Source organism: Streptomyces sp. ISL-87, assembly GCF_018614095.1.
Lineage (GTDB): Bacteria > Actinomycetota > Actinomycetes > Streptomycetales > Streptomycetaceae > Streptomyces.
In genome coordinates, this window is sequence record NZ_JAGGOY010000086.1 from 1 (window position 1) to 25574 (window position 25574).

Below are 25574 nucleotides of genomic sequence, written 5' to 3' on the forward strand. Positions count from 1 at the left end.
TCGGGCATGACGAGCGGGGCAACCGGGGCGCCGGCGGTCGTCGTCAACTACCTGGACAGCGACGTCGGGTTCGTGGAGGGGGCCGCGCCGGACGGCAGGCGATGGCATGCCCTGCTCGACCGCGAGACGGCGGCGGACTACGAGATACCGGTCCACCGCTACTCGGTCGCCCCGGCGGTGATCGCCGCCCTGTCCTGGTCCGCGGCGGCAGGCCTGACCGCGGACCAGGACCTCATCCGCCGTGCGCTGACCGAGTCCGCCCCCTTCGTGGAAGACCTGGCGGCGGTACTCCTCACCGGCCTCGGCATACCGGGCCCCCGGCTCCCCGCGTAGGCGCCGCGCGGTTCGTCGCGCTGCAAGCACAGCACGCCGCCTCGCCGCACCTCGCATTGTGGAACCGGCTCGGCGCGCAGAGGAATTGGGGGCTGCGGGCATACGCGCCGTTGCACCATTCCCCGACGGGCGGGCCGTGGTCGTTCGGCACCCGAACTTCGTACGTCGCAGCGCGAACAGGCCCGGTCAGCACGGGGCGGGAGGCAGCGCCGGAGGCGCTGATGAGCCTCATCCTGCGCCATCTGGAAGGTTCGGGTCGGCATCGGTGGCGGAGGTGGCGCAGTTCGCCATGGTGCAGCGGGCGCACGTCCACCAGGCGCTGCGCGCGCTCGACGGCGTGGTGGAGCAGACGCTGGGCCTCGACGGCACGGCCTTGTTCGACCTCCCGGTGCCCCACGCCCTTGCGCGGCGGCCCGGTGAACGTTCCCGGTCAGAGCGCTAGGCGGCGGCCGCCGCCGCGCTGTCCGTTGGGGGGGCAGTCTCGGCAGCGGCCCGGCTCGCGGGAGCGGAAGACGCGCTCGCAGCCGTCGCAGGTCTGGAACGGGTCCGGCGGGACGAACGCCCGGCGGGGTGGGAGTACGGGCATCCAGGCGGGGAGCAGGGCGACGATCCGGTGGGCGATGATTCCCACCGGGGTCTTCAGAGGCTCGGGGAGACTCGCGGCCAGGGTGCGCCCGCACGATTCCGGATCGGCCCCTCGCTCCAGCCAGCGGGCCAGCCCCGGCGCCAGCCGCCGCACGTCCTTCTCAGGCAACACCAGCCGAGCATCCCGCCGCGGCAGCCCCGCCAGGATCTCAGCAGCCACCCGCACGAACCGTGGCTCCGGCGCGGGGTCGGGGTCGACCTGGGGGCCGGGGCCGGCCCCCTGGCCGGGGTCGGCGCCAGAACCTGGGCCGGGGTCATTACCCGGGCCGGGGCCAGCGCCGCGGTCGGCCTCGGGGCCAGCTCCCGCATCGGGGCCTTGGCCAAGGCCAGCGCCCCGGTCAGAGCCCGGACCGTGTCCCGAGCCGGGGCCCCACTCCGGATCGGGGACAGAGCCACGACACGGGCCGGGGCCGGCTCCCGGATCGGAGCCAGCGTGGCGGCCAGGACCAGCCCCCGGGGCGGGGACCAACCCCTGATCCGGACGAGAGCCGAGGCCGAGGCCGAGGCCGGGACCGGGGTCGGGGTCGGGACCGGGACCGGGACCGGGGTCGAGGCCGGGACCGAGGCCGGGGCCAAGGCCAAGGCCGAGGCCGGGGCCGGGGGTGGGCTGCGGGGTCGGGGGGCGGTTTGCGGGGGGCGGCGGAGGCGGTGGTGGGGGCTCGGGGCGTTCCGCTGCTGGGTTGTTGTACGAGTAGGTGCGGGTGACCACTCGTCCGGAGTTCAGGCGCTCGCGGCGGCGCTCCAGGTAGCCGTGTTCCTCCAGCTCCCGGAGGGCGGCGGCGATGCGGACCTCGCCCTCCGGGTTGCGCTCGGCGAGGCACTTGATCCCGATGGACGCGCCCGGAGGCAGTGACTGGATGTACACGGCCAGCCCCTTCGCCGTCAGCGACAGCGAGCGGTGCTGGGCCAGGTGGTTGCCGATCACGGTGTAGCGGCTGGCGTGCCGGACGTTGACGTGGACTACACCGGATCGGGGGGTCTCGGAGGGAACACCGGACCACGGGCGCGCGGGCGCGCTAGGGTGCTCAAGAGCCATAGGGAAGTGGTGATCTTCCTCGTTGGTCAGGCCCTCGTTCGGGATGCCAGTCCCGGCGGGGGCCGTCTCATGTCTGTGGTTGTCGGGCCGAGCATATGCCCGGCAACAGACCCGAATTCCACTCCAGTTGGCAGATTCACCCGTCCGAGCTACGGGGAGCCGGAGGGGTTTGGTCGGGTTGGTTTTAGCTCCTGTTACTTGGTCTTTCTTTACCTCTCGGCGCACCGGGTCGCGGAAATCCGCGACCCGGTGGACACGGAAATCTCCGCCCACACAACCTTGCGCGGAGCCGGCCCGTTCGTGACGCCCCACCGGTCCGCGAGCGCCTCCACCAGCAGCAATCCCCGCCCGAACTCGTCCGTTTCCACCGCCTCGCGCACGCCCGGGGTCCGGTCACCCCGCGTATCGGTTACCTCGATCCGCAGCGTGCTCCGGGTGACGGCGAGGGCGAGCCGGAAGTCGCGTCCGGGCACCTTGCCGTGGGTCACCGCGTTGGCGGCCAGCTCCGCGATGACGTGTGCGGCCCGGTCGAAGGGCAGCCCCCAGCCTCGGAGTTGCTCGACGGCGAGCAGCCGGGCGAGCCGGGCTCCTCGCGGGGTGGCGGAGAGCTGGACGTCAAACTGGCGTGCAGAGGCCCAGGTTTGGGCAAGTTGATGATTCACGTCACTCAGCGTGGCCGGTCGTGCGTACCGTGAGAAGGGACACCGCCTGTGCGTCCCGCGTTTGTCCGGAGCTTGTCCGGTGCTGTCCCGGCTGTCCGGAGTTGCCTGCGGGGTACGGGGCGTTGAGGAAATCGGCTCGTCGGAGGTGGGCGCGCATGAGCGTGGACAGTGACGGTACGGAAGAGCCCGGCTGGGACGTCGATCCCGAGGACGAACAAGGGGCTGCGGTGGTGGCCGCGCTGGGCCGCCAGCTCAAGACATGGCGGGAGGCGGCGGGAATGCGCGTAGCGGATTTCGGGGCGCGAATTCGGTACGGGGAGGACCAGGTTCGAAAGGTGGAGTCCGGAAAACGAATCCCTCGCCCCGAATATCTCGACAGGGCGGACGAGGTCCTCGACGCGGGCGGGAAGATCGCCGCGATGAAGGCCGACCTTGAGCAGGTCCGCTACCCGAAGAAGGTCCGCGCCCTGGCGAAGATGGAGGCCAAGGCCGTCGAGATCGGCATGTACAGCAGCCACAACATCCATGGCCTGCTCCAGACGGAGGAGTACGCGGCAGCCCTGTTCGGAATGAGGCGGCCCGCCTACCCGCCCGACGAGATGGACCGGAACCTGGCTGCCCGCATGGCCCGACGGTCGATCTTCGGCCGCTCACCCGCTCCGGCGCTCAGCTTCGTCCAGGAGGAGGTGACCCTCCGTCGCCCGATCGGAGGCACAATGGTTCTGCGCCGACAGCTCGAACGCCTTCTGGAGGTATCCCAGTTGCCGAACGTCGAGTTCCAGGTGATGCCGACCAGCCTCGAAGACCATGCCGGCATGGGCGGTCTGATTGAGGTGCTGAAGTTTGTTGACGGCACTGCGGTGGGGCGCTCCGATGGCGCTTTCCATGGCCGCCCGGTCTCCGACCCGAAGCAGCTCCGGATCCTTGAACTTCGCTATGGCACCATCCGAGCTCAAGCGCTGACGCCGCCGAAATCGCGGGCCTTCATCGAGCAACTGCTGGGAGAAACATGATCCACAACCCCGAGCTGGACTGGTTCAAGAGCAGCTACAGCAGCAGCAGCGAGGGCGACGACTGCGTCGAGGTCGCCACCACCCCCCGCACCGTCCACGTCCGCGACTCCAAGAACGCCCAGGGCCCCCGCCTCGCCTTCGCGCCACATGCCTGGACCGGCTTCGTCTCGCACGCAGGGGAGGCATAGTCCCGATGCCCGAGCTGGACTGGTTCAAGAGCAGCTACAGCAGCGGCAGCGAGGGAGACTCCTGCGTCGAGGTGGCCACCACCCCCGGCACGGTCCACGTCCGCGACTCCAAGGACGTCCAAGGCCCCCTCCTCGCCTTCACCCCCCACGCCTGGGCCGGATTCGTGTCCAGCGCGTCCGGCAACTGACACCCCCCGCCCCCGCCCGCACCCCGCAGGCACAGGCGGGGGCACCGAGCCCGGGTCACAAGCCGATGGCCCCGTCGATGTTCTCGCGGAGCAGATCGGCGTGGCCGTTGTGGCGGGCGTACTCCTCGATCAGGTGGATCAGCACCCAGCGCAGGGACACCGTGCCGCGCCAGTCGTCGTCGCCCTCGATGTCCAGGGAGGGTGCCTCGACGGCGAAGTGCTCCGCGAAAGCCACCTCCGTTCGCCAGGCCTTCCATGCCTCCTCGATGACGCCGGGCCCGGGCATCGCACCGTCGAAGTCCCCGTCGGGGTCGGCCTCCGAGGAGAAGACGAGCGGTGCGTCCTGGCCGGCCAGCACCTGCCGGAACCAGCGGCGTTCCACATCCGCGAGGTGGCGGACCAGGCCGAGCAGCGAGAGCGTGGTCGACGCCAGGGGCCGCGAGAGCAACGCGTCGTCGGTAAGGCCCGCGCACTTCAGCTCCAGCGTCGTGCGCTGGGCCCCCAGCATGTCGATCAGCATCAGCCGCTCGTCACCGGTTGCCGGCCCGCTGAACCGGCCGTCGCTCTCGGGGCCAACGAACAGTTCTGCTCTTCGAGTTGGGTTTGCCATACGTACAAATTAATCTGACGCGGTGATCTTTGGCCGCGAGAACATCGACCTCCCCGAGGACCGGGGGTGCCTGCAGTGGGTACTGGGGGTTCCGCTCGCCCTCATCTACCTGCCGGCGGTGTACTTCTGCTTCCTCGTGCTCGTCGCCGAGCCGGGCGGCCCCAAGGACGACCGCATGCGCGACGACATCGCGGCGGGCTCCTACCTCGTGGTCGGCATCAGCCTCTTCGGGCTGCTGCTCTCGCTCCTCCCTGTGTACCGGCGCACCATGGGCCGGTGGTGGTACGCCGCGCCGCTCGCCCTCGGGCTGACCGCCTACATCCGCGCCAAGACGGTCTGACGCACCACAGCCGTCACCACAGCCGTCAGGCTCCCGGCGTCGGCCAGACAGGAACCCGCGCCGCCCGGGCCGCCGCCCGACGCCGCACCACCAGTGCGGCGATACCCAGGCCGCCGCCGGTCAAGAAGACGACCATGCCCAGGAGCTGGGCCCCGCCCGCCACGATCACCGCCGTCGGCCGCTCGATGGCCTTGCCGCGCACCGCCGACAGCGGGAGCGAGCCCTGGCCGTCGTCACCGAGGTGCATCGAGGAGTCCGCCGAGTTGAGCCGGTTGTCGCCCATCAGGAACATCCGGCCTTCGGGCACGGTCACTTCGAACGGGACGGTCGACGGCATCGCGCGGTCCTTCACGTACGGCTCATCGAGCGGCTTCCCGTTGAGCATGAGCGTCGCATCGCCCCTGCGGTACGAGATCCGGTCGCCGCCGACCGCCACCACGCGCTTGAGCCAGGGCCCCTCGGATACCCACTCCGGAGCCGAGAAGAGCACGACGTCCCCGCGCCCGACGCCCAGGTCGTCCGCGTCACCGAGGGCGAAGTAGGCCAGGTCCCCGCGCCAGTACGTCGGGATCATGGAGTCCGAAGGTACGGAGTACGCCTTGATCTCGTGCCGGGTCAGCGCCAGAGTGCCCAGCCACGGCACCACCGCCAGCACCGCACCGGTCACGAGGAGCACGATCGCCCAGATGCCCAGTCTCCGCCCCGGCCTGCGTTCCATATCCACGAAGCTGCCCTCCCGAAGCGTGTACGCGTGCGGGAAGGGTATGCAAAGCCGTCAGGCCCCGGACCGGCGGGGCCGATCCGGGGCCGATCACGCGGCAGCCGTCATGCGACAGCGGTCACGCGGCAGCGTCACGCCGCAGCGGTCACGCCGCGACCGGGACCGCCCGCTCCTCCAGCGGGGAGGACGAGGCGGCCGCGTAGGCCTTCTTGTCCAGGATTCCCTCGCGGGCGGAGACGAGGACCGGGACCACGGCCTGGCCGGCCACGTTGGTGGCGGTGCGCATCATGTCCAGGATCGGGTCGATCGCCATCAGCAGGCCCACGCCCTCGAGCGGCAGGCCCAGGGTGGAGAGGGTCAGGGTCAGCATGACCGTGGCGCCCGTCAGACCGGCCGTCGCGGCCGAGCCGACCACCGACACGAACGCGATCAGCAAGTACTCCTTGATGCCCAGCTGGACGTCGAAGATCTGCGCGATGAAGATCGCGGCGAGCGCCGGGTAGATCGCGGCGCAGCCGTCCATCTTCGTAGTGGCTCCGAACGGAACCGCAAAACTCGCATATTCCTTCGGGACGCCGAGGCGCTCGGTGACCTTCTGGGTGACCGGCATGGTGCCGACCGAGGAGCGGGAGACGAAGGCCAGCTGGATGGCCGGCCAGGCGCCCTTGAAGAACTGGACCGGGCTGACCTTGGCGACCGTGGCGAGCAGCAGCGGGTAGACGCCGAACATCACGAGGGCCGAGCCGATGTAGACGTCGGCGGTGAAGGTCGCGTACTTGCCGATCAGGTCCCAGCCGTAGGTGGCGATCGCGGTGCCGATGAGGCCGACGGTGCCGATCGGGGCGAGGCGGATGACCCACCACAGGGCCTTCTGCAGCAGCTCCAGGACGGACTCGGCGAGGTTCAGGACCGGCTGCGCCTTGCTGCCCAGCTGGAGGGCGGCGATACCGGCGACGGCGGCCATGAAGACGATCTGGAGCACGTTCAGCTCGGTGAACGGCGTGACGACGTCCGTCGGCACGATGCCGGTCAGGAAGTCGATCCAGGAGCCCTGCTTCTTGGGCAGCTTGCCGTCCTGCGGGGTGAGGCCGGTGCCGGCGCCGGGGTTGGTCAGCAGGCCGATCGCGAGGCCGATGCCCACCGCGATCAGCGAGGTGATCATGAACCAGAGCAGCGTCCGGGAGGCGAGCCGCGCGGCGTTGTTCACCTTCCGGAGGTTGGTGATGGACACCAGGATCGCGAAGAAGACGAGCGGGGCGACGGCCAGCTTCAGCAGCTGGACGAAGATGTCGCCGACCTGCTGGAGGGTGGTGCGCAGCCAGCTGACGTCCTGGCCCTTGGCGAGCCAGCCGAGCAGCACACCGAGCACCAGACCGGTGATGATCTGGGCCCAGAACGGGAACTTGAACGGGAATTTGAACGAGGCCTTGGCGGGGGCCTGGGGGGTCGCGGACACGGACACTCTCCGGGGGGTGGCGCGCCAAAGGGGGTGACGCGCGGAGCAAACAGAAGAACGGTGGGGGGTGGGCTCAGCGACAGCCGCAACAGGCCGCGGACACGCGGCGGCAGAGGTCGACGTGCAGGCGCCCCACGAGCGGGACGCCCGTGGTCATGTGGTGCGCAACTGTGGTCAACATGTTGAACACGCTAACACTTTAGCTTTGAGAATCTCAAAGGCGTACTTTGAGCCAAGGTCGGCACACAGCCCCCGGACCCGCCAGGGACCCGCCCGGAAAACGCGAAAGCCCCAGCGTTACGGGCGGTAAACCCGGTGCTGGGGCAGTTCGGTGTGTGATGAAGCTAACTGGGGCCTTACGAGCTCACGCGGGCGGCGTCATCGGCCGCGTCCTCCTGCGAGCGGTTCGCGGCGAGCTTCTCCTTCGCACCCGCGACGCGTCCGGCGATCTGCTGCGACATCTCGTCGCGCTGCTTGCGCAGCAGGACGAAGGACAGCGGCGCGGACAGCACCAGCGCGAGGAGCACGATCCAGGCGAAGTTGGCGTCACCGAGGCCGGACGGCACCCAGCCGAGGCGGACCAGGCCCGCGACGGCGACGAGGCACCCGACGAAGATGCCCAGGCGCATCGCGGTGTAGCGGATCGTTGCGCTCGGCTTGAGGGACACGGTGACCCCTTCTCTCTCGTCGTCGTACTGCGGCTCGTGCCCGTCCAGTGAAGCACGCCGGACCCGCGCTCCGGCCCGCCGGGGTCCCGGGCCCCGGGCCGGCCGGGGTCGGGCCAAGATCAGGCCGGGATCGGGCCAGGTCAGTGCAGCGGGAGCAGCATCGTGATGTCGTCGCGGTCGTCGCCGGGTTTGCGGTGCGTTCCCGTTCCCACTCGCCGGAACGCAAGACGCCCCGGTCCTCAACGGGACCGGGGCGTACTCACGCGCGCCGACGGCTCGGCGGCGTGGCGAACTCAGACGCGCATCGCCTGCGGCGACTCGCGCAGGGCCGCATCCGGGCCCGGGTACTCGCGGATGATCTCGTACCGCGTGTTGCGCTCGACCGGGCGGAAGCCCGCCTCCCGGATCAGTTCCAGGAGGTCTTCCCTGCCCAGCTTGTTCGGGGTGCCGTAGTCGTCGGCGTCGTGCGTGATCTTGTACTCGACGACCGAGCCGTCCATGTCGTCCGCGCCGTGCTGGAGCGCGAGCTGGGCGGTCTGCACGCCGTGCATCACCCAGAAGACCTTGACGTGCTGCACGTTGTCGAAGAGCAGGCGCGAGACCGCGAAGGTCTTCAGCGCCTCGGCTCCGGTGGCCATCGTCGTGCGCGCCTGGAGCTTGTTGCGGACCTTGCCGTCCTTCATGTCCACGAAGTCGTGCTGGTACCGCAGCGGGATGAAGACCTGGAAGCCGCCGGTCTCGTCCTGGAGCTCGCGCAGCCGCAGCACGTGGTCCACCCGGTGGCGCGGCTCCTCGATGTGCCCGTAGAGCATCGTCGAGGGGGTCTTGAGGCCCTTCTCGTGCGCGAGCCGGTGGATGCGCGACCAGTCTTCCCAGTGGGTGCGGTGGTCGACGATGTGCTGCCGGACCTCCCAGTCGAAGATCTCCGCGCCGCCGCCGGTCAGCGACTCCAGGCCGGCCTCGATCAGCTCGTCCAGGATGTCGGAGGCCGACATCCCGGAGATCGTCTCGAAGTGGTGGATCTCGGTGGCCGTGAACGCCTTGAGCGAGACGTTCGGCAGCGCCTCCTTCAGCGCGGAGAGCGAGCGCGGGTAGTAGCGCCACGGCAGGCTCGGGTGCAGGCCGTTGACGATGTGCAGCTCGGTGAGGCTGTCGTTCTCCATGGCCTTGGCCAGGCGGACGGCCTCCTCGATGCGCATCGTGTACGCGTCCTTCTCGCCCGGCTTGCGCTGGAACGAGCAGTACGCGCACGAGGCGGTGCACACGTTCGTCATGTTGAGGTGGCGGTTGACGTTGAAGTGGACGACGTCGCCGTTCTTGCGCGTGCGCACCTCGTGGGCGAGGCCGCCGAGCCAGGCCAGGTCATCCGACTCGTAGAGGGCGATGCCGTCCTCACGGGTCAGCCGCTCGCCGGAGCGAACCTTCTCCTCCAGCTCGCGCTTGAGCCCTACATCTTTAATAGATGCAGTCATCGGCCGGTCGCCTCCTCTATGTCCTGCTAGCCCTTGCCCAACCCTGCCAACCGTACTCTCAGGACTCTTCGGGCAGTTCGCCGACCCGGTTCTCCCACTTGGTGGAGAGCACGATGGTGGTACGGGTGCGGGAGACACCCTTGGTGCTGGAGAGCTTTCGGATGATCTTCTCCAGCCCGTCCACGTCGCCGGCCCGGACCTTGAGCATGTACGAGTCGTCGCCGGCGATGAACCAGCAGTCCTCGATCTCCGCGAGGTCGCGCAGCCGGCGGGCCACGTCCTCGTGGTCCGCGGCGTCGGAGAGGGAGATACCGATCAGCGCCGTGACGCCGAGGCCGAGCGAGGCCGAGTCGACGGTCGCGCGGTAACCGGTGATCACGCCCGCCGTCTCCAGGCGGTTGATGCGGTCGGTGACGCTGGGGCCGGAGAGGCCCACGAGACGGCCCAGCTCCGCGTACGAGGCACGACCGTTTTCCCGGAGTGCCTGGATGAGCTGCCTGTCCACCGTGTCCATTACGTGGAGCCTTCCATTATTCGGTGATCCTGCAAGTTTAGGTATAGAATCTAAGGCACACAGGGTCAACGCCCTGTGAATCTCTCAACAGATCAATGAAGATCTGACAATCATCAGGAGTGGTTCACCGTGTACACGATCGAGATGGCCTACGCGCACATGCGACAGCTCCAGGAGCTGGCCAACCGATCCCGCACTGACCAGCCGGCCGCCGCCCAGCGCCTGCATGAGAGCCGCGAGACCCGCAAGCCGCGCACCGCCAAGAAGCGCTAGTCACCGCCGCTTGCCTCCAGGGGGCGGGAGCCGCCACCCAGCTCCCCCTCCCAACGGCGGTACAGCTTGTGCGGCACACCTGCCGCGTCGAGCACCCGCCCCGCGACGAAATCCACCAGATCCTGGATGTGCGTCGCACCCGCGTAGAACGCCGGAGAGGCGGGCAGCACCACTGCGCCCGCCTCGTCCAGCGCCACCAGATGTTTGAGCGTCTGCCCGTTCAGCGGGGTCTCCCGCACCGCGACCACCAGCCGGCGCCGTTCCTTGAGCGTCACGCTCGCCACGCGCTGGAGCAGGTCCTTCGACAGTCCGAGCGCCACCCCCGCCACGCAGGCCGTGGACGCGGGGACGATCAGCATCCCCTTCACGGGGTACGAGCCCGAGCTCGGTCCGGCGGCCAGATCCCCGGCGCCCCAGTAGCGGACGTCGTCCAGATCAGGCCGCGGATACGTGCCGGGCTTGCCGTCCGCTCCGCGCCCCAGCCACTCGGCGAGGTCGTCGCGCCAGTGCGCGTCGCGGAAGGCGATCCCGGTCTCGTCCAGCAGGGTAAGCCGCGAGGCCCGGCTGACCACCAGGTCCACACTCTCGCCGCCCGCCAGCAGTCCGCGGATCACCGACGCCGCGTACGGCGTCCCGGACGCGCCGGAAACCCCGACCACCCACGGGGTGCGCTTGCCGTCAGTCATAGCTCCGAGCCTATCCGGCCACCGCGATCGGGCACTGAGTAAGGTGACCCGACGTTCACAGGGTGGGACAGAACGTGGCACGGCGCAGAGGTGGGGGGACCGACATGACGTACGCAGGTTCGGACGCGCGGAGCGCCGAGTGGAGCCAGGCCGACCGGGCCAAGGCGGCCGGAAAGCTGATGCTGGGCTGGGTGGCCCTGCTGTGGCTCATCGAGGTCATGGACCTCGTCACCGGCCACGCCCTGGACGCCTACGGGATCAAGGCCCGCGAGGCGGACGGCCTGACGGGCATCCCCCTGGCCCCTTTCCTCCACTTCGGCTTCGACCATGTGGCGTCCAACAGCATCCCCCTGCTGGTCCTCGGCTTCGTGGCGGCCCTCAGCGGCATACGCCGCTTCCTGACGGTGTGCGTCGCCATCGTGCTGGTGGACGGCCTCGCGGTCTGGCTGACCTCCCCCTCGCACAGCATCACGATGGGCGCCTCGGGCCTGGTCTTCGGCCTCTTCGGCTACCTGCTGGTCCGCGGCTTCGTCGAGCGCAAACCGCTGGGGGTCGCCGTCGGCATCGTCATAGCCGCCGTCTGGGGCACCACGTTCCTGGCCGGCGCCCTCCCCACCGACTCCATGATCAGCTGGCAGGCCCACCTCTTCGGCCTCCTGGCGGGCGCCGGCGCGGCGTTCCTCGTGGGCAGGCGCCCGGCCCTGCGGGGATGAGTCAGGGGGTCGCGCCCGGGTCCACGGGGAGTTCGGCGGTGCCAATGCTCAACTTGCCGATGCCAGTCTCGACGACGACGGCCTGGCCGTACGGGATCACATCCCGCCCGCGGTAGCCGTCCGGGCCCGGGTTCCACAGGGTCACGCAGTGCGCCTTGTACGGGTCGAAGATCACGTAGTTCGGGATACCGCGGGCCGCGTAGGCCTTGTCCTTGATCTCGTAGTCGTTGCGCACGCTGCTCGGGGAGACCACCTCGATCGCCAGCTCGATCAGGTCGGGCGAGTAGGCACTGAGGTTCTTGGCGACCTCTGCTGCCGGGACCACGGCGAGGTCGGGGCAGAACTCGTTGTCGCCGTCGAAGGGGATCGCCACATCGCTGAGAAAGTCCCACTCGTCGGACACTTGAGACTTCAGCACACTCCACAGCGCCCAGATGGTGGCGTTGTGGTGCGGTTTGAGCGGACTCATCACGATGTTGCCCTCAACAATCTCCGTCCGGTAGCCCGGGAACATGTCCTCGAACCGGCTGAGCTGCGAGTGCAGGCGGTCGCTCTCCGAGATGGTCACGTAGGCCTCCTTCCCTGCCATCGATGGTAGGCCGGACGGTAGCCAAAGGGTCAGGCCTCGAACCGTAAGATCCGGCGGGCCCCACACGATCGGGCTACAGGGTCAGGCCCCGGACCGCGAGGTCGAGTACGGCGCACGCGAAGAGGGCGATGCCGATGAAGCCGTTGACCGTGAAGAAGGCGCGGTTGAGGCGGGACAGGTCGTTCGGCTTCACGATGGTGTGCTCGTAGAGGAAGGCCGCTACGACGATCAGCAGGCCGAACCAGAACAGCGCGCCCGCGTCGGCGGCGAGGGCGTACCAGGCCAGCAGGGCCGTGGTCACCACGTGCGCGGCGCGGGCGCCCCAGAGGGCCGCCGCGACGCCGAAGCGGGCCGGGACGGACTTGACGCCCTCCGCACGGTCCGCGGCCACGTCCTGGCTGCCGAAGATCAGGTCGAAGCCGCCGATCCATACGCCCACCGCGAGGCCCAGGATCACCGCGTCCCAGGACCACTCCCCCGTGACCGCCATCCAGGCCCCGATCGGCCCGATCGCCTGGGCCAGGCCCAGGATGGCGTGCGGGAAGTTCGTGAAGCGCTTGCCGTACGGGTACACCACCATCGGCACCACCGCGAGCGGCGCCAGCAACAGGCACAGCGGGTTCAACAGCGCCGCCGAGCCGAGGAAGACGGCGAGCGCGATCCCGGCCCCGGTCCAGGCCGAGCGCACCGACACCGCGCCGGTCACCAGCTCGCGGCCGGCGGTGCGCGGGTTCCGGGCGTCGATCTCGCGGTCGATGATCCGGTTGGCGGCCATCGCGAAGGTCCGCAGGCCGACCATGCAGGCGGTGACGAGCAGCAGCTTGCCCCAGTGCACGTTCCCGTCGAACCGGAACATGGCGGTGAGGGAGGCGATGTAGGCGAAGGGCAGCGCGAAGACCGAGTGCTCGATCATCACGAGCCGCAGGAACGCCTTGACCTTGCCGGTCGGCTGCGGCGCCGGGCCGGGCCCGAGCACATCGTCGGCGGTCGTCATCATGCGAGGCTTCTCCGGAACTCTTCGAGGTCGGCCACCAGCTCGGTGGTGGGCAGCGGGCCGAGCTCCAGAATCCGGGGCGGGCCGTCGTGGCCCTCGGGCGGGGTGACGTGGGCGGTGACGGTCCAGGCGTCCGCGCCCGGGCGGGCGTCCAGCCGGAGCACGATCCCGGCCTCGACGGTGAATGGCTCGGACGTGCTCAGTGCCGCCAGCAGCCGCTCCGCGAAATCCTCCGCCTCCGCGTCCCGCAGGCCCGGCAACTCGAAGCCGTCGCCCTCGCCGTCCTCCTGTTCCAGCATCAGCGCCCAGATGTTCCCGGGGCCCGCGAACTCCTCCGGGGAGACCCCGGCGTCCTCGGCCGCCCGCCGGATGTCCGGGTCCGCCGGGTCGAGACGCGGCCGCACGAGGGCCACGTAGGCCGTGTCGTCGCCGATGAAGAGGGCCGGGCCGCTCACGCCGGTGGGGCTCACAGGCCGTACTCCTTCCAGCGGCGGTCGACCAGGGCGGCCGTCGCCGGGTCGGACTCGACCATGTCGGGCCAGCCGCCGTCGCGGGTGTAGCCCTCCTCGGGCAGCTTCTTCGTCGCGTCGATACCCGCCTTGCCGCCCCAGAACTGCTGGTACGAGGCGTGGTCCAGGTGGTCGACCGGGCCCTCCACCACCGTCAGGTCGCGGGAGTAGTCCGTATTGCCGAGCGCCCGCCAGGACACCTCGTGCAGGTCGTGGACGTCGCAGTCCGCGTCCACCACGATGATCAGTTTGGTCAGCGACATCATGTGCGCGCCCCAGATGGCGTGCATGACCTTCTGCGCGTGCTTCGGGTACTTCTTGTCGATCGAGACGATGGCGCAATTGTGGAAGCCGCCCGACTCGGGGAGGTGGTAGTCCACGATGTCCGGGACGATGATCTTGAGGAGCGGGAGGAAGAAACGCTCCGTCGCACGCCCCAGCGGACCGTCTTCAGTCGGCGGGCGGCCGACGACGATGGACTGGATCAGCGGGCGCTTGCGCATCGTCACGCAGTCGATCTTCAGCGCGGGGAAGGGCTCCTGCGGGGTGTAGAAGCCGGTGTGGTCGCCGAAGGGGCCCTCGGGGAGCATCTCCCCGGGCTCCAGCCAGCCCTCGATGACGACTTCGGCGTTGGCCGGGACCTGGAGCGGGACCGTCTTGCAGTCGACCATCTCGATCCGCTTGCCCGCGACGAAGCCGGCGAACAGGTACTCGTCGATGTCCCCCGGCAGCGGCGCGGTGGACGCGTACGTCACCGCCGGCGGGCAGCCGAAGGCGATCGCGACCGGCAGCCGCTCGCCCTTCTTGGCGGCGACCGCGTAGTGGTTGCGGCTGTCCTTGTGGATCTGCCAGTGCATGCCGATGGTGCGCTTGCCGTGGCGCTGGAGGCGGTAGAGGCCGAGGTTGCGTACGCCCGTCTCCGGGTGCTTGGTGTGCGTCAGGCCGAGGTTGAAGAAGGACCCGCCGTCCTTGGGCCAGGTGAAGAGCGCCGGGAGCTGGTCCAGGTCCACGTCGTCACCGGTGAGGACGACCTCCTGGACGGGGGCGGAATCGCCCTTCACCTTCTTCGGCGGCACGTGCACCATCGAGCCGAGCTTGCCGAAGGCCTCGCGGACGCCGATGAAGCCCTGGGGCAGCTCGGGCTTGAGCAGGCCGCCGATCTTCTCGCTGATCTCGGCGTACGACTTCAGGCCGAGGGCCTTGAGGAGGCGGCGGTCGGTCCCGAATACGTTCATGGCCAGCGGCATCGCCGAGCCCTTGACATTCTCGAAGAGCAGCGCGGGCCCGCCCGCCTTGTTCACTCTGTCGACGATCTCCCCGACCTCCAGGTACGGGTCGACTTCGGCCTTGATGCGCTTGAGGTCGCCCTCCCGCTCCAGAGCCCGGAGCAGCGAGCGGAGATCGTCGTAAGCCATAGGGGTCAGTATCCGTCACCAACTACCCTGGAGGCGTCACCGGGGCCCCCGCGCGGGCCCTCCGCCACTGCCTGGGAGTCGGTCCCGCACCGTGCTGCGCTACCTGCCGTTCCTGCTGATCATCGCGCTGACCATCTACGCCTTCATCGACTGCCTGAACACGCCGGAGGAGGAGGTCAAGCACCTTCCCAAGGTGATCTGGGTGATCATCATCCTGCTCTTCTCGATCGTCGGTCCGGTGGTGTGGCTGTTCGCGGGCAAGAAGCGGACCGCGGTCGGCGGCGCTTTCGGCGGCGGCCGGGCGCGCCGGGCGCAGTGGGTGGCGCCCGACGACAACCCGGAGTTCCTGAAGTCCCTGGGGGACGAGCAGGAAAAGAAGAACGATAAGGACGACGACGCCTAGGCCCTGGGCGACTTGGCAACTACCGCCTCAAGTGCCCTGCGAGCAGAGCCTCTACGAGGCCCACGGCAGGGTGCGGGTGCCCTCGGTGCCCGGGACGGAGACGACCCCGTCGGCGCGCATGGCGACGAACGCCTCGAAGTCCTCGGGGGCGCGCACGTGGCGGAGTGCGCCCGCGGGCAGGACCAGCGTCTGGCCGGCGGTGACCTTCTCGGTGCGGCCGTCGCAGGTGGCCTCCAGGGAGCCGGCGGTGACCGTCCAGACCTGCTCCCGGCTCACGGAGTGCTCCGGGCCGGCGGATCCCGCGGTCATGGCGACGTGCCAGGTGCTGAGCTCGGAGCTGCCGCGGCTGGGGGCGGAGAAGCCGGTCATGGTGGCGTTCGGGGTGGCGGTGACGTTCTCGGGGGAAGGGGCGATCACGCGCAAGGCGGGTCCTCTGTCTTCTTCTGGGAGCGAGTGAGTCAAGTACCTTTACTCATCCGAGTAAAGCAGATTGACTCACCCGTGTCACCATGTTTCCGTGACCAGAAACGACGAAGAGGGCGGCGAAGAGGGCGGCATCGAGCTGACCTTCCTGCTCGGCCTCGGCTTCCAGCTGATGCTCGGCGAGTTCACCCGGCGGCTCGGCGAGGCCGGGTACGCCGACCTGCGCCCCCTGCACGGCATGGCCTTCCAGGCCCTCAAGGGCCCCGGCGCCACCGCCACCGAGCTCGCCGAACGGCTCGGGGTGACCAAGCAGGCCGCCGGGCAGATCGTGGACGATCTGGAGAAGCGGGGCTACGTCCGCCGCGAGCCGCACCCCGAGGGCGGGCGCCGCAAGCTGGTGGTCCTGACCGGGGCGGCGACCGACCACCTGGCCGTCGCGGGGCGGATCCTGCACGAACTGGAGGCGGAGCTCGGCCGCAGCGCCGACCTCGCCACCCTGCGCACCGAGCTCATCCACGTCGTCCGCACGCTGCACGGAGAAGAGGGCCTGCCCGCCCTGCGCCCCGTGTGGTGACCAGGGGGCGTCGACCATGTGACGCTGGACACAATTGAACACGTTCAAGGCTGCTGCCAGAATGACCCCATGCCGGATACCAGCAGGCCGGAGAAGAGCAGGCCGGAGAAGAGCGGGCCGCGCGTCGTCGACACGGTCCTGCGCAATCTGCTCGCGTACGGGCTGATCGTCGCCGCCCTGCTCACCATGGCCGGCGGCGATCCGCACACCTACGACGCGGCCCCCGCCGTCTACGACGCGAAGAACGCCGAGATCGTCGGCACCTGGCGCTGCGTCGACGGCACCGAGGTGGTCTTCCACTCCGACGGAACCGCCGCCGTCACCCTGCTCGACGGGCAGGAACTCGACTACGACCACGGCTGGCGGCTCACCGGCCCCGGCACCTGGGAGCTCGTCAGCCGCCGCCCCGCCGGCTGGAACTACGGCCAGCACGTCCTCCTCCACCTGCCCGCGCGGACCGCCGCGGCCGCACGTGGCGACGTACCGCCCCGGCGATCGGCGCCCGAGCGCTATCTGTGGACCTTCGAGCTGCGCCGCGACGCGCGGCAGGCGCTGGAGCTGTACTTCTTCTTCGGCGACCCGAGCGCGCGCAGCGCCTACGTCCTGGAGAAGGACGCGTAGGAGGACCGCAGCTCCGCCCAGCGGGCGTCCGTCCACCGGGACCAGTCCGCCGGATGGCCGTGCAGGGCGGATTCCAGCAGCTCGAAGTGGTGGTGCCAGCCGGCCAGGCTGTCGAGCCGGTCCTCGTCCGAGCCGTCCCGCTCGTTCAGGAAGCGGATGAGCGTGGAATCCGTCCCCACCGGCTCCAGGTGGAAGCGGATCCGCCCGTGCTCGGCCACCGTGTACTCCACGACCCGCTCGACGTCCCAGGCCGTGATGCGGCCCGAGACCGTCGTCCCGGTGTTCAGCCAGCGCAGGGTGACGGCCCCGCCGAGCCGCCGCTCAAGGACGTCGGCGGCGGCCAGCCAGCCGCGCAGCCCCTCCGCCGTGGTCAGGGCGGGCCAGAGGTCCGCGTAGGCGCACGGCAGGTGCACTTCGAAGCGGAGGAGCCAGCGGCCCTCGCCCCGGCTCTCGCTGGTGGCATGACTCACAGGAGGCATGACACCAGCGTCCCACTCCCGCCGGTCAGACGCCCGCGTACGAGTGCTTGCCGTTGAGCAGGATGTTCACGCCGTAGTAGTTCCAGATCCAGCAGGCGAAGGCGAAGAGCGCGAGGTACGCGGCCTTGCGGCCCTTCCAGCCGGCCGTGGCACGGGCGTGCAGGTAGCAGGCGTACGCCACCCAGGTCACGAAGGACCAGACCTCCTTGGGGTCCCAGCCCCAGTAGCGGCCCCAGGCGTCGCCCGCCCAGATCGCGCCCGCGATGATCGTGAAGGTCCACAGCGGGAAGAACGCCGCGTTGATCCGGTACGAGAACTTGTCGAGCGTGGCCGCCGCCGGGAGCCGCTCCATGACCGAGGTCGCGAACCGGCCCGGCTGCTCGCCGCGCGCGAGCCTGGACTCGTACCCGTCGCGGAAGAGGTACAGGACCGTTCCGGTCGCACCGATGTAGAAGACGGCGCCGCAGATGATCGCGGTGGAGACGTGGATCCACAGCCAGTACGAGTGCAGGGCGGGCACCAGCTGGTCGCTGGCGGTGTAGAGCCAGGTGGTGGCGATGCCCAGGTCCAGCAGGACGGTGGTGACCAGGATCAGGCCCATCCAGCGGACGTTCTTCTTCAGCACCAGCAGGGTCAGGTACGCGCCGACGGCCACCGTGGAGAAGGTGAGCGAGAACTCGTACATGTTGCCCCAGGGGGCCCGCCGCACGGAGGTGGCGCGGGCGATGACACCGGCCGCCTCGATGAGGAAGGCGAGCGCGGTCAGCGAGACCGCGATCCGCCCGTACAGGTCGCCCTGCACGGTGCCGCCGGCCGCGCCGGGGCCGTCCGGGACGTCACGGGCGCCGGACGCGGAGCGGGTGACGACCTTCGGCTTGTCGAGGACGGCGGTGCCCCCCTTGCCGCGCACCTGGACGGCGGGGGCGTCGGCCGCCCGGACACCGGCGCCGGTCAGCGCGGCGGCCGTACGGCCCACCTTGCTGCGGCTGCCGAAGATCCACTCGGCGATGTGCGCGAGGAAGGCGAGCGTGTAGACCGCCATCGACGAATAGACCAGGTAGTTACTGGCCTGAGCCAAATCCGCGTCGGCCACGACTGCGAGCGAACTCACTTGCGCTCCCCTTCAACTTCAACGGTTGCTTCGACTGGTGGGGCGGACGCCGTGGGCGCCTGCTGGTGGAGCTCGGCGGAGAGCACCGTCAGCTCCTCGGGGAGCTTGGGCGACTCGCTGCGGCCGAGGCCCGCCATCTCGACGACGGTCACGCCGTCCTCGCCGGCGACCGCCCGGACCCAGATCCGGCGGCGCTGAATGAACAGGGACCCGGCCAGGCCGCCGATGGCGGCGATCGCGCCGCCGAGGGCGAGGCCGCTGCCGGGCTGCTGGGTGATCGAGAAGGTGGCCCAGCGCTCGATGCCCTCGAACTTCACGGTGCCCGCGCCGTCCGGCAGGGTCATCGTCTCGCCCGGCCGCATCCGCTGCTTGAGCAGCTGGCCGTCCGCGCCCTTGAACTGCTCCATCTTCGACGTGTCGAGCTGGTACACGTTCTGCGGCAGGCCCGAGTCCACCCCGAGGCTGCCGTGCCAGGCGTTGAGCGCGAGCACCGGGTAGTCCAGTTCGGGGAACTGCGAGAACATCGTGCCCTTGCCCTCACCGGCGAACGTCGGCACGAACATGGCGGCGAAGCCGAGCTGCTCCTTCTTGCCGTCCTTGTTCTTGTAGCCGTCGGTGACCTTGACGGCGCCGGTGGAGCTGAGGTTGGAGTCCTGCGGCAGCATCGGCACGGCGTCCTTGAAGATCACCTTGCCGGTGGGGTCGGTCACCGAGATGACCGGCGCGTAGCCGTGGCCCAGCAGGTAGACCTTGGAGCCGTCGACCTCGAGCGGCTTGTTGACCTCGATCTCGCGCTTCTGCGGCTTGCCGTCCGCCCCCTCGCTGAAGGTGACGTACGCCTTGAAGTCGCGCGCGGTGCCCTTCTGCGGGCCGGTCCGCTCGTACGCCGAGTCGAACTTGTCCAGGGTGAACGAGAACGGCGGCAGGTCGTCGGACTCGAAGAGGGCACCGTGCTTGAAGTCGTCGTACTGGGTGAGCGTGTTCGAGAAGCCCTTGCCGCGCAGGACGAGCTTGCCGCCCTCGGACTTGAAGTACTGCCCCCAGGCGAAGGCGATCAGCATCACGATCAGGGCGATGTGGAAGAGCAGGTTCCCGGCTTCGCGCAGGTAGCCCTTCTCGGCGGCAACGGCGTTCCCGCCCGCCTCGGTGCGGAAGCGGCGCTCGCCGAGCATCGTCTTCGCGTACGAGAGCACCTCGCCGGGGGACTTCTCCGTCCGCCACGTCGCGTACGCAGGCAGCCGGTCCAGCCGCTTCGGGGCGCCCGGCGGGCGGCCGCGGAGCTGGCCGACGAACTGCCAGGAGCGCGGCAGGATGCAGCCGATCAGCGAGATGAACAGCAGGAGGTAGATCGCGGAGAACCACACCGAGCTGTAGACGTCGAAGAGCTGGAGCTTCTCGGCGACGGTGACCCAGGAGGCGTGCTCCTGCTTCCAGACGGCGACCTTCATCTCGTCGACCTGGGTCTGCGGGATGAGGGAGCCCGGGATGGACGCCAGGGAGAGCAGGAGGAGCAGGATCAGCGCCACCCGCATGGAGGTGAGCTGGCGCCAGAACCAGCGGGCCCAGCCGAGCACGCCGATGCCGACGGGGGCCGTGGCGGCCTCCTCCTGCGGGGCGGTGGAGAGCTGCGCTCCGGCCGCGGCCTCGGCGGTGGCTTCGGCGGTGGCTGCCGCTTCGGCCTCGGCGGTGGCCGCGGCCTCGGCGGAGTCCTCGGAATGCGGCGCCTCGGTGGACGCCTTGTCGGTCGTACTCATGTGCGTTTAGTCCTCAGATCCCCACCGTGAAGCCCTGGGTCCAGCTCTTCATGTCGGTGACGAGCGTGCCCCACAAACCTGTGACGAGCAGCAGGCCCGTGACGATCAGCATGCCGCCACCGATGCGCATCACCCACGCATAGTGCTTCTTCACCCAGCCGAACGCGCCGAGCGCCCTGCGGAAGGCGAGCGCGGCGAGGATGAACGGCAGGCCGAGACCCAAGCAGTACACGACGGTCAGCAGTGCACCCCGGCCGGCACTCGCCTGGTCGAGGGACAGCGTGTTGACGGCGGCGAGGGTCGGACCCATGCAGGGGGTCCAGCCGACACCGAACAGCACACCGAGCACGGGCGCGCCGAGCAGGCCCGCGGTCGGCTTCTTGTGAAAGCGGAACTCCCGCATCGTCAGGCCCGGGATCGCCCCCATGAAGAACAGCCCGAGCAGGATCACCAGCCCGCCCAGCACCTGGGAGATGATCTCCTTGTTCGCCGAGAGGGTGTCGCCGAAGTAGCCGAACAGCGCCCCGGTCGAGACGAACACGGCCGTGAAGCCGAGGACGAACAGGCTCGCGCCGGCCAGCATCCGCCCGCGCCGCGCCTCGGCGAGGTCGGCCCCGCTGATGCCCGTCACGTAGGAGAGGTAGCCGGGGACGAGCGGCAGCACGCACGGCGAGAAGAAGGAGAGCAGCCCGGCGAGCAGCGAGATGGGCAGCGCCAGAAGGAGCGCCCCGCTGAGGACGGTCTGGTTCACGCCGGTCGCCTCTGCGGCGAGGACGAACTCGGGGGCGCGGGTGACTCCGGTGACCACGGTGACCACGAGGTCACTTCTCCGCGAGGAGCGGGTCGATGATCTTGTGGAGCTGTTCGTCGTTGATCGCGGCAAGGGTGCGGGCGGCGATCTTGCCCTCCTTGTCGAGCACGACGGTGGAGGGGATGGACTGCGGGTTGAGCGTGCCCTTGGGGAAGCGGAGCATCAGCTTGCCGTCGGGGTCGTAGAGGCTCGGGTAGGTGATCCCGAAGTTCTCCTCGAAGGCGACGGCGTTCTGCTTGCTGTTGTCGCGGGTGTTGATGCCGACGAACGCGACGGGCTGCCCGGCCGCCTCCAGTTCCTTGGAGACCTTGGCGAAGTACTTGGCCTCGTCGCGGCACGGCGGGCACCAGGAGCCCCAGACGTTGAGGACCACGACCTTGCCCTTGAGGGTGGTCGTGTCGAGGGTCTTGTCGTCGACGGTCTCGCCGTCGAGCTTGGGGGCCGCCACGCGGTCCGCCTTCGCGACGGTGGAGATGCCGCCGGGGCCCCTCACGTAGTTGCCGCCGGCGGAGCCGGATGCGCCGGCGCTGCCCGAATCACCGCACGCCGAAAGGGTCAGGGCGCCGGCGAGGGTCACTGCCGTCAGCAGGGTGACGCGGCCGCTGGTCGAGCGGCAGCTACTTCGGCGACGACGCGCGCGGCTAAGGCTCATGTGAAAAGTTTCGCATGAGCGATTTGCGGATCTTCCGCGCCCCCCGATGGGGTGTTAAGGCGCTGGTCAGGCAGCGGAGAGATACGTGTGCCAGCCACCGGTCGGCGACTGGCCTGGCCCCAGGCCCTGGAGCCTGGCCAGCACCTTGGCGTCCTGGACGTCCAGCCAGTCGGTGAACTGCCGGAAGGACACGAGTCGTACGTCCTTTTTGTCCGCCATGGCTTTCAGGGCTTCCTCAACGGCATCCATGTAGATGCCGCCGTTCCACTCCTCGAAGTGGTTGCCGATGAAGAGGGGCGCGCGGTTCGTCTCGTAGGCCCGCCCGAAACCGCCGAGGTAGGTGTCGGTGGCCTGGGTGCGCCAGCCCGGGTAGTTGGCCGGGACGCCCCGGGTGGTGGCCACGGACTGGTTGGCGAGGATGTTGTAGTCCATGGACAGCACCTCGAAGGAGTGCCCGGGGAACGGGAGCGACTGGAGGGGCAGATCCCACAGGCCCGACTTCTTCACCGGCCACCGCTGGAGTCCGCCGGAGGAGCTGGAGTCGTAGCGCCAGCCCAGCTTCCGGGCGGCCGGGAGCAGATTCCCCTGGCCGAGCAGGCAGGGGGTGCGGGCGCCGACCAGCTCCTTGCGGTAGTCGAAGGGCAGGGGTTCGAGGTCATTGAAGCCGGTGTTGGTGCGCCACCCGGTGACGAACGAAACGGCCTGGGTGATCTCGTCCTCCCAGTCGGCGGGGGTCCAGTGGGCCACTGAGCCGGGGCCGTCGCAGAAGTGCCCGTTGAAGTGGGTCCCCATCTCGTGGCCGTCCAGCCACGCCTGGCGGACGCAGGCGAGGGTGGCGCGGACGTGCCCGTCGGTGAGGTAGCCGATGTCGGAGGCGCCGACGGGGTTGTTGGGCGGCCGGTAGAGGCTTCTGCGGGACTCGGGCAGGAGGTAGACGCCCGAGAGGAAGAAGGTCATGGCCGCGCCGTGGTCCTTGGCGAGCTTGAGGAAGCGGGGGAAGAGGCCGTTGCCGACCTCCCCCGCGCCGTCCCAGCTGAAGACCACGAACTGCGGCGGGATCTCGCCCGGCTGGAGGGGCACGGGCCTGGCCGGCTGATGGGGCTGCGGGCCGGTGTCGGCGGTGGAGCCGTCACCGATCCAGCCGGCCCTGGCGGCGGGCGGACCGCCGGGCTTCGCGTGCGGCGTGGGGGCGGAGCCGGAGCCGGAGCCGCTGGAAGGGGCGCCGCAGCCCCCGATGCCCACCGCGGCTGCGGCACCCAGCCCGAGTCCCAGACCGAGCCCGAGCACTCCCCTTCGACTGAAGTCGCGCACATCGCGCACATCGCGCATATCGCTCATGAAATGTCATATAAACGGACATTCGGGAGCGGCTGACCCGTCGACACGAGGGCTTCGGCGCGACTTGTATGAAATTAGGTCAAACCATGGCGAAAAGCGGTCCTTCAGGCGCCGAAGGCCTTGGACTTGCCCTTCACCGGCTTCGCCCCGGCCAGGAGGTGCGCCGGGACCAGGTCCCGGGCCGGCTCGCTGTAGCCCACCGACACCAGCCTGTCGCCCTGGTACGTGAACGACGTCAGCGAGGCCAGCGTGCACTGGCGGCGCCGCGGGTCGTGCCACAGCCGGCGCTTCTCCGCGAAGCTGCGCACGATCCAGATCGGCAGCTGGTGGCTGACCGCCACCGCCTCGTGGCCGCGGGCCGCGTCGCGCGCGGACTCGATGGCGCTCATCATCCGGACGACCTGCTCGACGTACGGCTCGCCCCAGGACGGCTTGAACGGGTTCGTCAGGTGCTTCCAGTTGGCCGGCTTGCGCAGCGCGCCGTCGCCGACACCGAAGGTCTTGCCCTCGAAGACGTTGCCCGCCTCGATCAGCCGGCCGTCGGTGGCCAGCTCCAGGCCGTGCACCTTCGCGATCGGCGCCGCCGTCTCCTGCGCCCGCTCCAGCGGGGAGGCCACCACGTAGGCGACGTCCCGGCCCTGGAGGTGCTCAGCGACCCGGTCGGCCATCTGACGGCCGAGCTCGGAGAGGTGGTAGCCGTCGCGGCGCCCGTAGAGGACCCCGTCCGGGTTGTGCACCTCGCCGTGCCGCACCAGGTGGACGACGGTGATCTCGCGGCTCGCGCCGCCGGTCACCGGGCTGCTCACGGGGCTCACGGGGCTCTCGCTGCTCCTCATGCCGTGGCCTCCGCGGCGGCGCGGGCGGCGGCGGGCAGGGCGGCCGCGATGCGCTCGATCGCCTGCTCGTCGTGGGCCGTGGACACGAACCAGGACTCGAACGCCGACGGCGGCAGGTAGACGCCCTGCGACAGCATCGAGTGGAAGAAGCCGTTGAAGCGGAAGGACTCCTGCTTCTTCGCGTCGTCGTAGTTCCGGACCTCGTCCTCCGTGAAGAAGACCGAGAACATGTTGGACGCGGTCTGCAGCCGGTGCGCCACGCCCTCCTTGGTCAGCGCCTCGGTGACCAGCCCCTGGATCTGGCTCGACACCGCGTTCACCTTGTCGTACGCGGCCTCGTCCAGCAGCCGCAGCTGCGCCAGACCGGCGGCGGTGGCCACCGGGTTACCGGACAGCGTGCCCGCCTGGTAGACCGGGCCGGCCGGGGCCAGGTGGCCCATGACGTCGGCGCGGCCGCCGAACGCCGCGGCCGGGAAGCCGCCGCCCATGACCTTGCCGAAGGTCATCAGGTCGGGCTTGACCCCGTCCACGCCGTACCAGCCGGCGCGGGAGGTACGGAAGCCCGTCATGACCTCGTCGGAGATGTACAGCGCGCCGTTCTCGCGGCACACGTCCGCGAGACCCTGGTTGAAGCCGGGGGCCGGGGTCACGACGCCCATGTTGCCGGGCGCGGCCTCGGTGATCACGCAGGCGATCTCGCCGGGGTGCGCGGCGAAGGCCGCCCGGACCGCTTCGAGGTCGTTGTAGGGGAGCACGATCGTGTCGCCGGCCTGGGCGCCGGTCACCCCGGGGGTGTCCGGCAGCGCGAAGGTCGCCAGCCCGGACCCGGCGGCGGCGAGCAGCGCGTCCACGTGCCCGTGGTAGCAGCCGGCGAACTTCACGACCTTGGCCCGGCCCGTGAAACCGCGCGCCAGCCGGATCGCGGACATGGTCGCCTCGGTGCCGGAGGACACCAGGCGGACCTGCTCCACGGGCTCGATGCGCGCGACGATCTCCTCGGCGAGCGCGACCTCGCCCTCACCGGGGGTGCCGAAGGACGTGCCGCGGGCGACGGCGGCCTGGACGGCCTCGATCACGGCGGGGTGGGAGTGGCCGAGGATCATCGGCCCCCACGAGCAGACCAGGTCTACGTACTCACGGCCGTCGGCATCGGTCAGATACGGACCGGTACCAGACACCATGAACCTGGGCGTTCCCCCCACGGCGCGGAACGCGCGCACGGGAGAGTTCACGCCGCCGGGCGTCACGAGGGACGCGCGCGTAAACAGGTTCTGCGAGACTGGGGCTTCATACGGATACGGGTAGCTCACACCAGCCATGGTCTCAGAGGCCGCGACGGACTTGCGGACGGGCGTTTCACCGCGCCGCCCCGGGGGAGGTCACTGCCATGATGATCAGGCTGCGTGGCGGGGGCCGCGAAGCCAGGGCAGGCAATACCAGTCGGGTGGAGATATGCAACGCGGTGGTGGACCGGGCGAGGGCACGGACGGCCTGGATCCGCAGCGCGCCCGTGATGCCCGCCGCAGCCGGGGCAAGCACCGGCGGCG

The 25574-nt window shown here is 69.8% G+C and carries 32 protein-coding genes and 1 pseudogene; 11 read left to right on the forward strand and 22 right to left on the reverse strand.

All coding sequences use genetic code 11. The features are described from left to right. A pseudogene (locus J7I97_RS28970) lies at window positions 1-333 on the forward strand (hypothetical protein); the annotation flags it as partial. A gap of 274 nt (window positions 334-607) precedes the next feature. Then, window positions 608-775 carry a hypothetical protein gene (locus J7I97_RS28975; RefSeq protein ID WP_214940569.1) on the forward strand — a complete coding sequence of 56 codons (168 nt, stop codon included), beginning with the start codon at window positions 608-610 and terminating at the stop codon, window positions 773-775. Here the strand turns inward: J7I97_RS28975 and J7I97_RS28980 are convergent. Together J7I97_RS28980 and J7I97_RS28985 are read right to left on the reverse strand one after the other, a co-directional pair. Then, window positions 764-1138, reverse strand: coding sequence for a hypothetical protein (locus J7I97_RS28980; RefSeq protein ID WP_214940571.1), 375 nt, complete (start codon window positions 1136-1138; stop codon window positions 764-766). The two genes, J7I97_RS28975 and J7I97_RS28980, sit on opposite strands and share 12 nt — an antisense overlap. 1085 nt (window positions 1139-2223) lie before the next feature. Next, entirely contained in the window at window positions 2224-2676 is a 453-nt protein-coding gene (locus J7I97_RS28985) for an ATP-binding protein (protein ID WP_214940573.1), read from the reverse strand. A 155-nt stretch (window positions 2677-2831) separates the two neighbouring features. Here J7I97_RS28985 and J7I97_RS28990 point away from each other — a divergent pair, with 155 nt between their 5' ends. From J7I97_RS28990 to J7I97_RS29000, 3 genes are read left to right on the forward strand one after another with little or no spacing between them, the layout of a single operon-like run. Further along, window positions 2832-3689 (forward strand): helix-turn-helix transcriptional regulator, encoded by an 858-nt coding sequence (locus tag J7I97_RS28990; RefSeq protein ID WP_214940575.1) that lies wholly within the window; start codon window positions 2832-2834, stop codon window positions 3687-3689. Then, window positions 3686-3877: a DUF397 domain-containing protein gene (locus J7I97_RS28995; protein ID WP_214940577.1), complete on the forward strand. Its 192-nt coding sequence runs from the start codon at window positions 3686-3688 to the stop codon at window positions 3875-3877. Before J7I97_RS28990 ends, J7I97_RS28995 begins: the two co-directional genes overlap by 4 nt. A 5-nt stretch (window positions 3878-3882) precedes the next feature. Continuing rightward, on the forward strand, window positions 3883-4065 hold the full coding sequence (locus J7I97_RS29000; protein ID WP_214940579.1) for a DUF397 domain-containing protein: 183 nt from the start codon (window positions 3883-3885) through the stop codon (window positions 4063-4065). A gap of 55 nt (window positions 4066-4120) precedes the next feature. On the opposite strand, the gene J7I97_RS29005 is transcribed toward J7I97_RS29000, so the two are convergent. Beyond that, window positions 4121-4675: a DinB family protein gene (locus J7I97_RS29005; protein WP_214940582.1), complete on the reverse strand. Its 555-nt coding sequence runs from the start codon at window positions 4673-4675 to the stop codon at window positions 4121-4123. 22 nt (window positions 4676-4697) lie between these two features. Here J7I97_RS29005 and J7I97_RS29010 point away from each other — a divergent pair, with 22 nt between their 5' ends. Further along, window positions 4698-5015, forward strand: coding sequence for a hypothetical protein (locus J7I97_RS29010; RefSeq protein WP_214940585.1), 318 nt, complete (start codon window positions 4698-4700; stop codon window positions 5013-5015). A 25-nt stretch (window positions 5016-5040) separates the two neighbouring features. Here J7I97_RS29010 and lepB read toward each other — a convergent pair whose 3' ends face one another. The 5 genes from lepB to J7I97_RS29035 all read right to left on the reverse strand — a co-directional run bounded on the left by lepB (window position 5041) and on the right by J7I97_RS29035 (window position 9846). Continuing rightward, window positions 5041-5733 carry a signal peptidase I gene (gene lepB, locus J7I97_RS29015; protein WP_214940588.1) on the reverse strand — a complete coding sequence of 231 codons (693 nt, stop codon included), beginning with the start codon at window positions 5731-5733 and terminating at the stop codon, window positions 5041-5043. 148 nt (window positions 5734-5881) lie between these two features. Continuing rightward, complete coding sequence (locus J7I97_RS29020; protein ID WP_214940592.1) at window positions 5882-7198, reverse strand: dicarboxylate/amino acid:cation symporter; 1317 nt, start codon at window positions 7196-7198, stop codon at window positions 5882-5884. A 350-nt stretch (window positions 7199-7548) separates the two neighbouring features. Beyond that, on the reverse strand, window positions 7549-7860 hold the full coding sequence (locus tag J7I97_RS29025; RefSeq protein WP_374103623.1) for a DUF4229 domain-containing protein: 312 nt from the start codon (window positions 7858-7860) through the stop codon (window positions 7549-7551). 293 nt (window positions 7861-8153) lie between these two features. After that, a complete protein-coding gene (gene mqnE / locus J7I97_RS29030) occupies window positions 8154-9332 on the reverse strand; it encodes an aminofutalosine synthase MqnE (protein ID WP_214940595.1) in 1179 nt (392 codons plus the stop codon). Window positions 9333-9390: 58 nt separating this feature from the next. Continuing rightward, a complete protein-coding gene (locus J7I97_RS29035; RefSeq protein ID WP_214940599.1) occupies window positions 9391-9846 on the reverse strand; it encodes an Lrp/AsnC family transcriptional regulator in 456 nt (151 codons plus the stop codon). Window positions 9847-9975: 129 nt separating this feature from the next. Here J7I97_RS29035 and J7I97_RS29040 point away from each other — a divergent pair, with 129 nt between their 5' ends. Further along, the gene (locus J7I97_RS29040) at window positions 9976-10119 is read left to right on the forward strand and encodes a hypothetical protein (protein WP_214940602.1); all 144 of its coding nucleotides are present in this window, start codon (window positions 9976-9978) and stop codon (window positions 10117-10119) included. Here the strand turns inward: J7I97_RS29040 and J7I97_RS29045 are convergent. After that, window positions 10116-10805 carry a UbiX family flavin prenyltransferase gene (locus tag J7I97_RS29045; RefSeq protein WP_214940604.1) on the reverse strand — a complete coding sequence of 230 codons (690 nt, stop codon included), beginning with the start codon at window positions 10803-10805 and terminating at the stop codon, window positions 10116-10118. The two genes, J7I97_RS29040 and J7I97_RS29045, sit on opposite strands and share 4 nt — an antisense overlap. Before the next feature lie 104 nt (window positions 10806-10909). On the opposite strand from J7I97_RS29045, the gene J7I97_RS29050 reads away from it, so the two are divergent. Beyond that, window positions 10910-11518, forward strand: a complete 609-nt coding sequence (locus tag J7I97_RS29050; RefSeq protein WP_214940606.1) for a rhomboid family intramembrane serine protease — start codon at window positions 10910-10912, stop codon at window positions 11516-11518. Window position 11519: 1 nt separating this feature from the next. Here the strand turns inward: J7I97_RS29050 and J7I97_RS29055 are convergent, their stop codons facing one another. From J7I97_RS29055 to J7I97_RS29070, 4 genes are all read right to left on the reverse strand, one after another. Further along, window positions 11520-12086 carry a Uma2 family endonuclease gene (locus tag J7I97_RS29055; protein ID WP_308364358.1) on the reverse strand — a complete coding sequence of 189 codons (567 nt, stop codon included), beginning with the start codon at window positions 12084-12086 and terminating at the stop codon, window positions 11520-11522. 94 nt (window positions 12087-12180) lie between these two features. Continuing rightward, window positions 12181-13104: a menaquinone biosynthesis prenyltransferase MqnP gene (gene mqnP, locus J7I97_RS29060; protein ID WP_214940608.1), complete on the reverse strand. Its 924-nt coding sequence runs from the start codon at window positions 13102-13104 to the stop codon at window positions 12181-12183. Further along, a complete protein-coding gene (locus tag J7I97_RS29065) occupies window positions 13101-13571 on the reverse strand; it encodes a hypothetical protein (protein WP_308364356.1) in 471 nt (156 codons plus the stop codon). Before J7I97_RS29065 ends, mqnP begins: the two co-directional genes overlap by 4 nt. After that, window positions 13568-15025, reverse strand: coding sequence for a menaquinone biosynthesis decarboxylase (locus J7I97_RS29070; RefSeq protein WP_214940610.1), 1458 nt, complete (start codon window positions 15023-15025; stop codon window positions 13568-13570). The genes J7I97_RS29065 and J7I97_RS29070 overlap by 4 nt, the downstream gene beginning before the upstream one ends. A 91-nt stretch (window positions 15026-15116) precedes the next feature. Here J7I97_RS29070 and J7I97_RS29075 point away from each other — a divergent pair, with 91 nt between their 5' ends. After that, the gene (locus J7I97_RS29075) at window positions 15117-15428 is read left to right on the forward strand and encodes a PLD nuclease N-terminal domain-containing protein (RefSeq protein WP_214940612.1); all 312 of its coding nucleotides are present in this window, start codon (window positions 15117-15119) and stop codon (window positions 15426-15428) included. 51 nt (window positions 15429-15479) lie between these two features. Here the strand turns inward: J7I97_RS29075 and J7I97_RS29080 are convergent, their stop codons facing one another. Continuing rightward, entirely contained in the window at window positions 15480-15845 is a 366-nt protein-coding gene (locus J7I97_RS29080) for a cupin domain-containing protein (protein WP_308369342.1), read from the reverse strand. A 100-nt stretch (window positions 15846-15945) separates the two neighbouring features. Here J7I97_RS29080 and J7I97_RS29085 point away from each other — a divergent pair, with 100 nt between their 5' ends. Then, entirely contained in the window at window positions 15946-16425 is a 480-nt protein-coding gene (locus tag J7I97_RS29085; protein ID WP_374195522.1) for a MarR family winged helix-turn-helix transcriptional regulator, read from the forward strand. 69 nt (window positions 16426-16494) lie between these two features. Further along, window positions 16495-17046 (forward strand): hypothetical protein, encoded by a 552-nt coding sequence (locus J7I97_RS29090; RefSeq protein ID WP_251059263.1) that lies wholly within the window; start codon window positions 16495-16497, stop codon window positions 17044-17046. Here J7I97_RS29090 and J7I97_RS29095 read toward each other — a convergent pair. From J7I97_RS29095 to hemL, 8 genes are all read right to left on the reverse strand, one after another. Beyond that, on the reverse strand, window positions 17022-17525 hold the full coding sequence (locus tag J7I97_RS29095; protein ID WP_214940618.1) for an SRPBCC domain-containing protein: 504 nt from the start codon (window positions 17523-17525) through the stop codon (window positions 17022-17024). The two genes, J7I97_RS29090 and J7I97_RS29095, sit on opposite strands and share 25 nt — an antisense overlap. Before the next feature lie 25 nt (window positions 17526-17550). Beyond that, window positions 17551-18636: a c-type cytochrome biogenesis protein CcsB gene (ccsB, locus tag J7I97_RS29100; protein WP_308364352.1), complete on the reverse strand. Its 1086-nt coding sequence runs from the start codon at window positions 18634-18636 to the stop codon at window positions 17551-17553. Then, window positions 18633-20390: a cytochrome c biogenesis protein ResB gene (locus J7I97_RS29105; protein WP_214940621.1), complete on the reverse strand. Its 1758-nt coding sequence runs from the start codon at window positions 20388-20390 to the stop codon at window positions 18633-18635. The genes ccsB and J7I97_RS29105 overlap by 4 nt, the downstream gene beginning before the upstream one ends. A 13-nt stretch (window positions 20391-20403) precedes the next feature. Then, the gene (locus J7I97_RS29110; RefSeq protein WP_374103625.1) at window positions 20404-21198 is read right to left on the reverse strand and encodes a cytochrome c biogenesis CcdA family protein; all 795 of its coding nucleotides are present in this window, start codon (window positions 21196-21198) and stop codon (window positions 20404-20406) included. 13 nt (window positions 21199-21211) lie between these two features. Continuing rightward, a complete protein-coding gene (locus J7I97_RS29115) occupies window positions 21212-21853 on the reverse strand; it encodes a TlpA disulfide reductase family protein (protein ID WP_214940627.1) in 642 nt (213 codons plus the stop codon). A 66-nt stretch (window positions 21854-21919) separates the two neighbouring features. After that, the gene (locus J7I97_RS29120; protein ID WP_214940693.1) at window positions 21920-23164 is read right to left on the reverse strand and encodes a hypothetical protein; all 1245 of its coding nucleotides are present in this window, start codon (window positions 23162-23164) and stop codon (window positions 21920-21922) included. A gap of 131 nt (window positions 23165-23295) precedes the next feature. Beyond that, window positions 23296-23997, reverse strand: coding sequence for a histidine phosphatase family protein (locus J7I97_RS29125; protein ID WP_214940695.1), 702 nt, complete (start codon window positions 23995-23997; stop codon window positions 23296-23298). 26 nt (window positions 23998-24023) lie between these two features. Then, window positions 24024-25346: a glutamate-1-semialdehyde 2,1-aminomutase gene (gene hemL / locus J7I97_RS29130; protein WP_214940630.1), complete on the reverse strand. Its 1323-nt coding sequence runs from the start codon at window positions 25344-25346 to the stop codon at window positions 24024-24026. Window positions 25347-25574 lie beyond the last annotated feature (228 nt).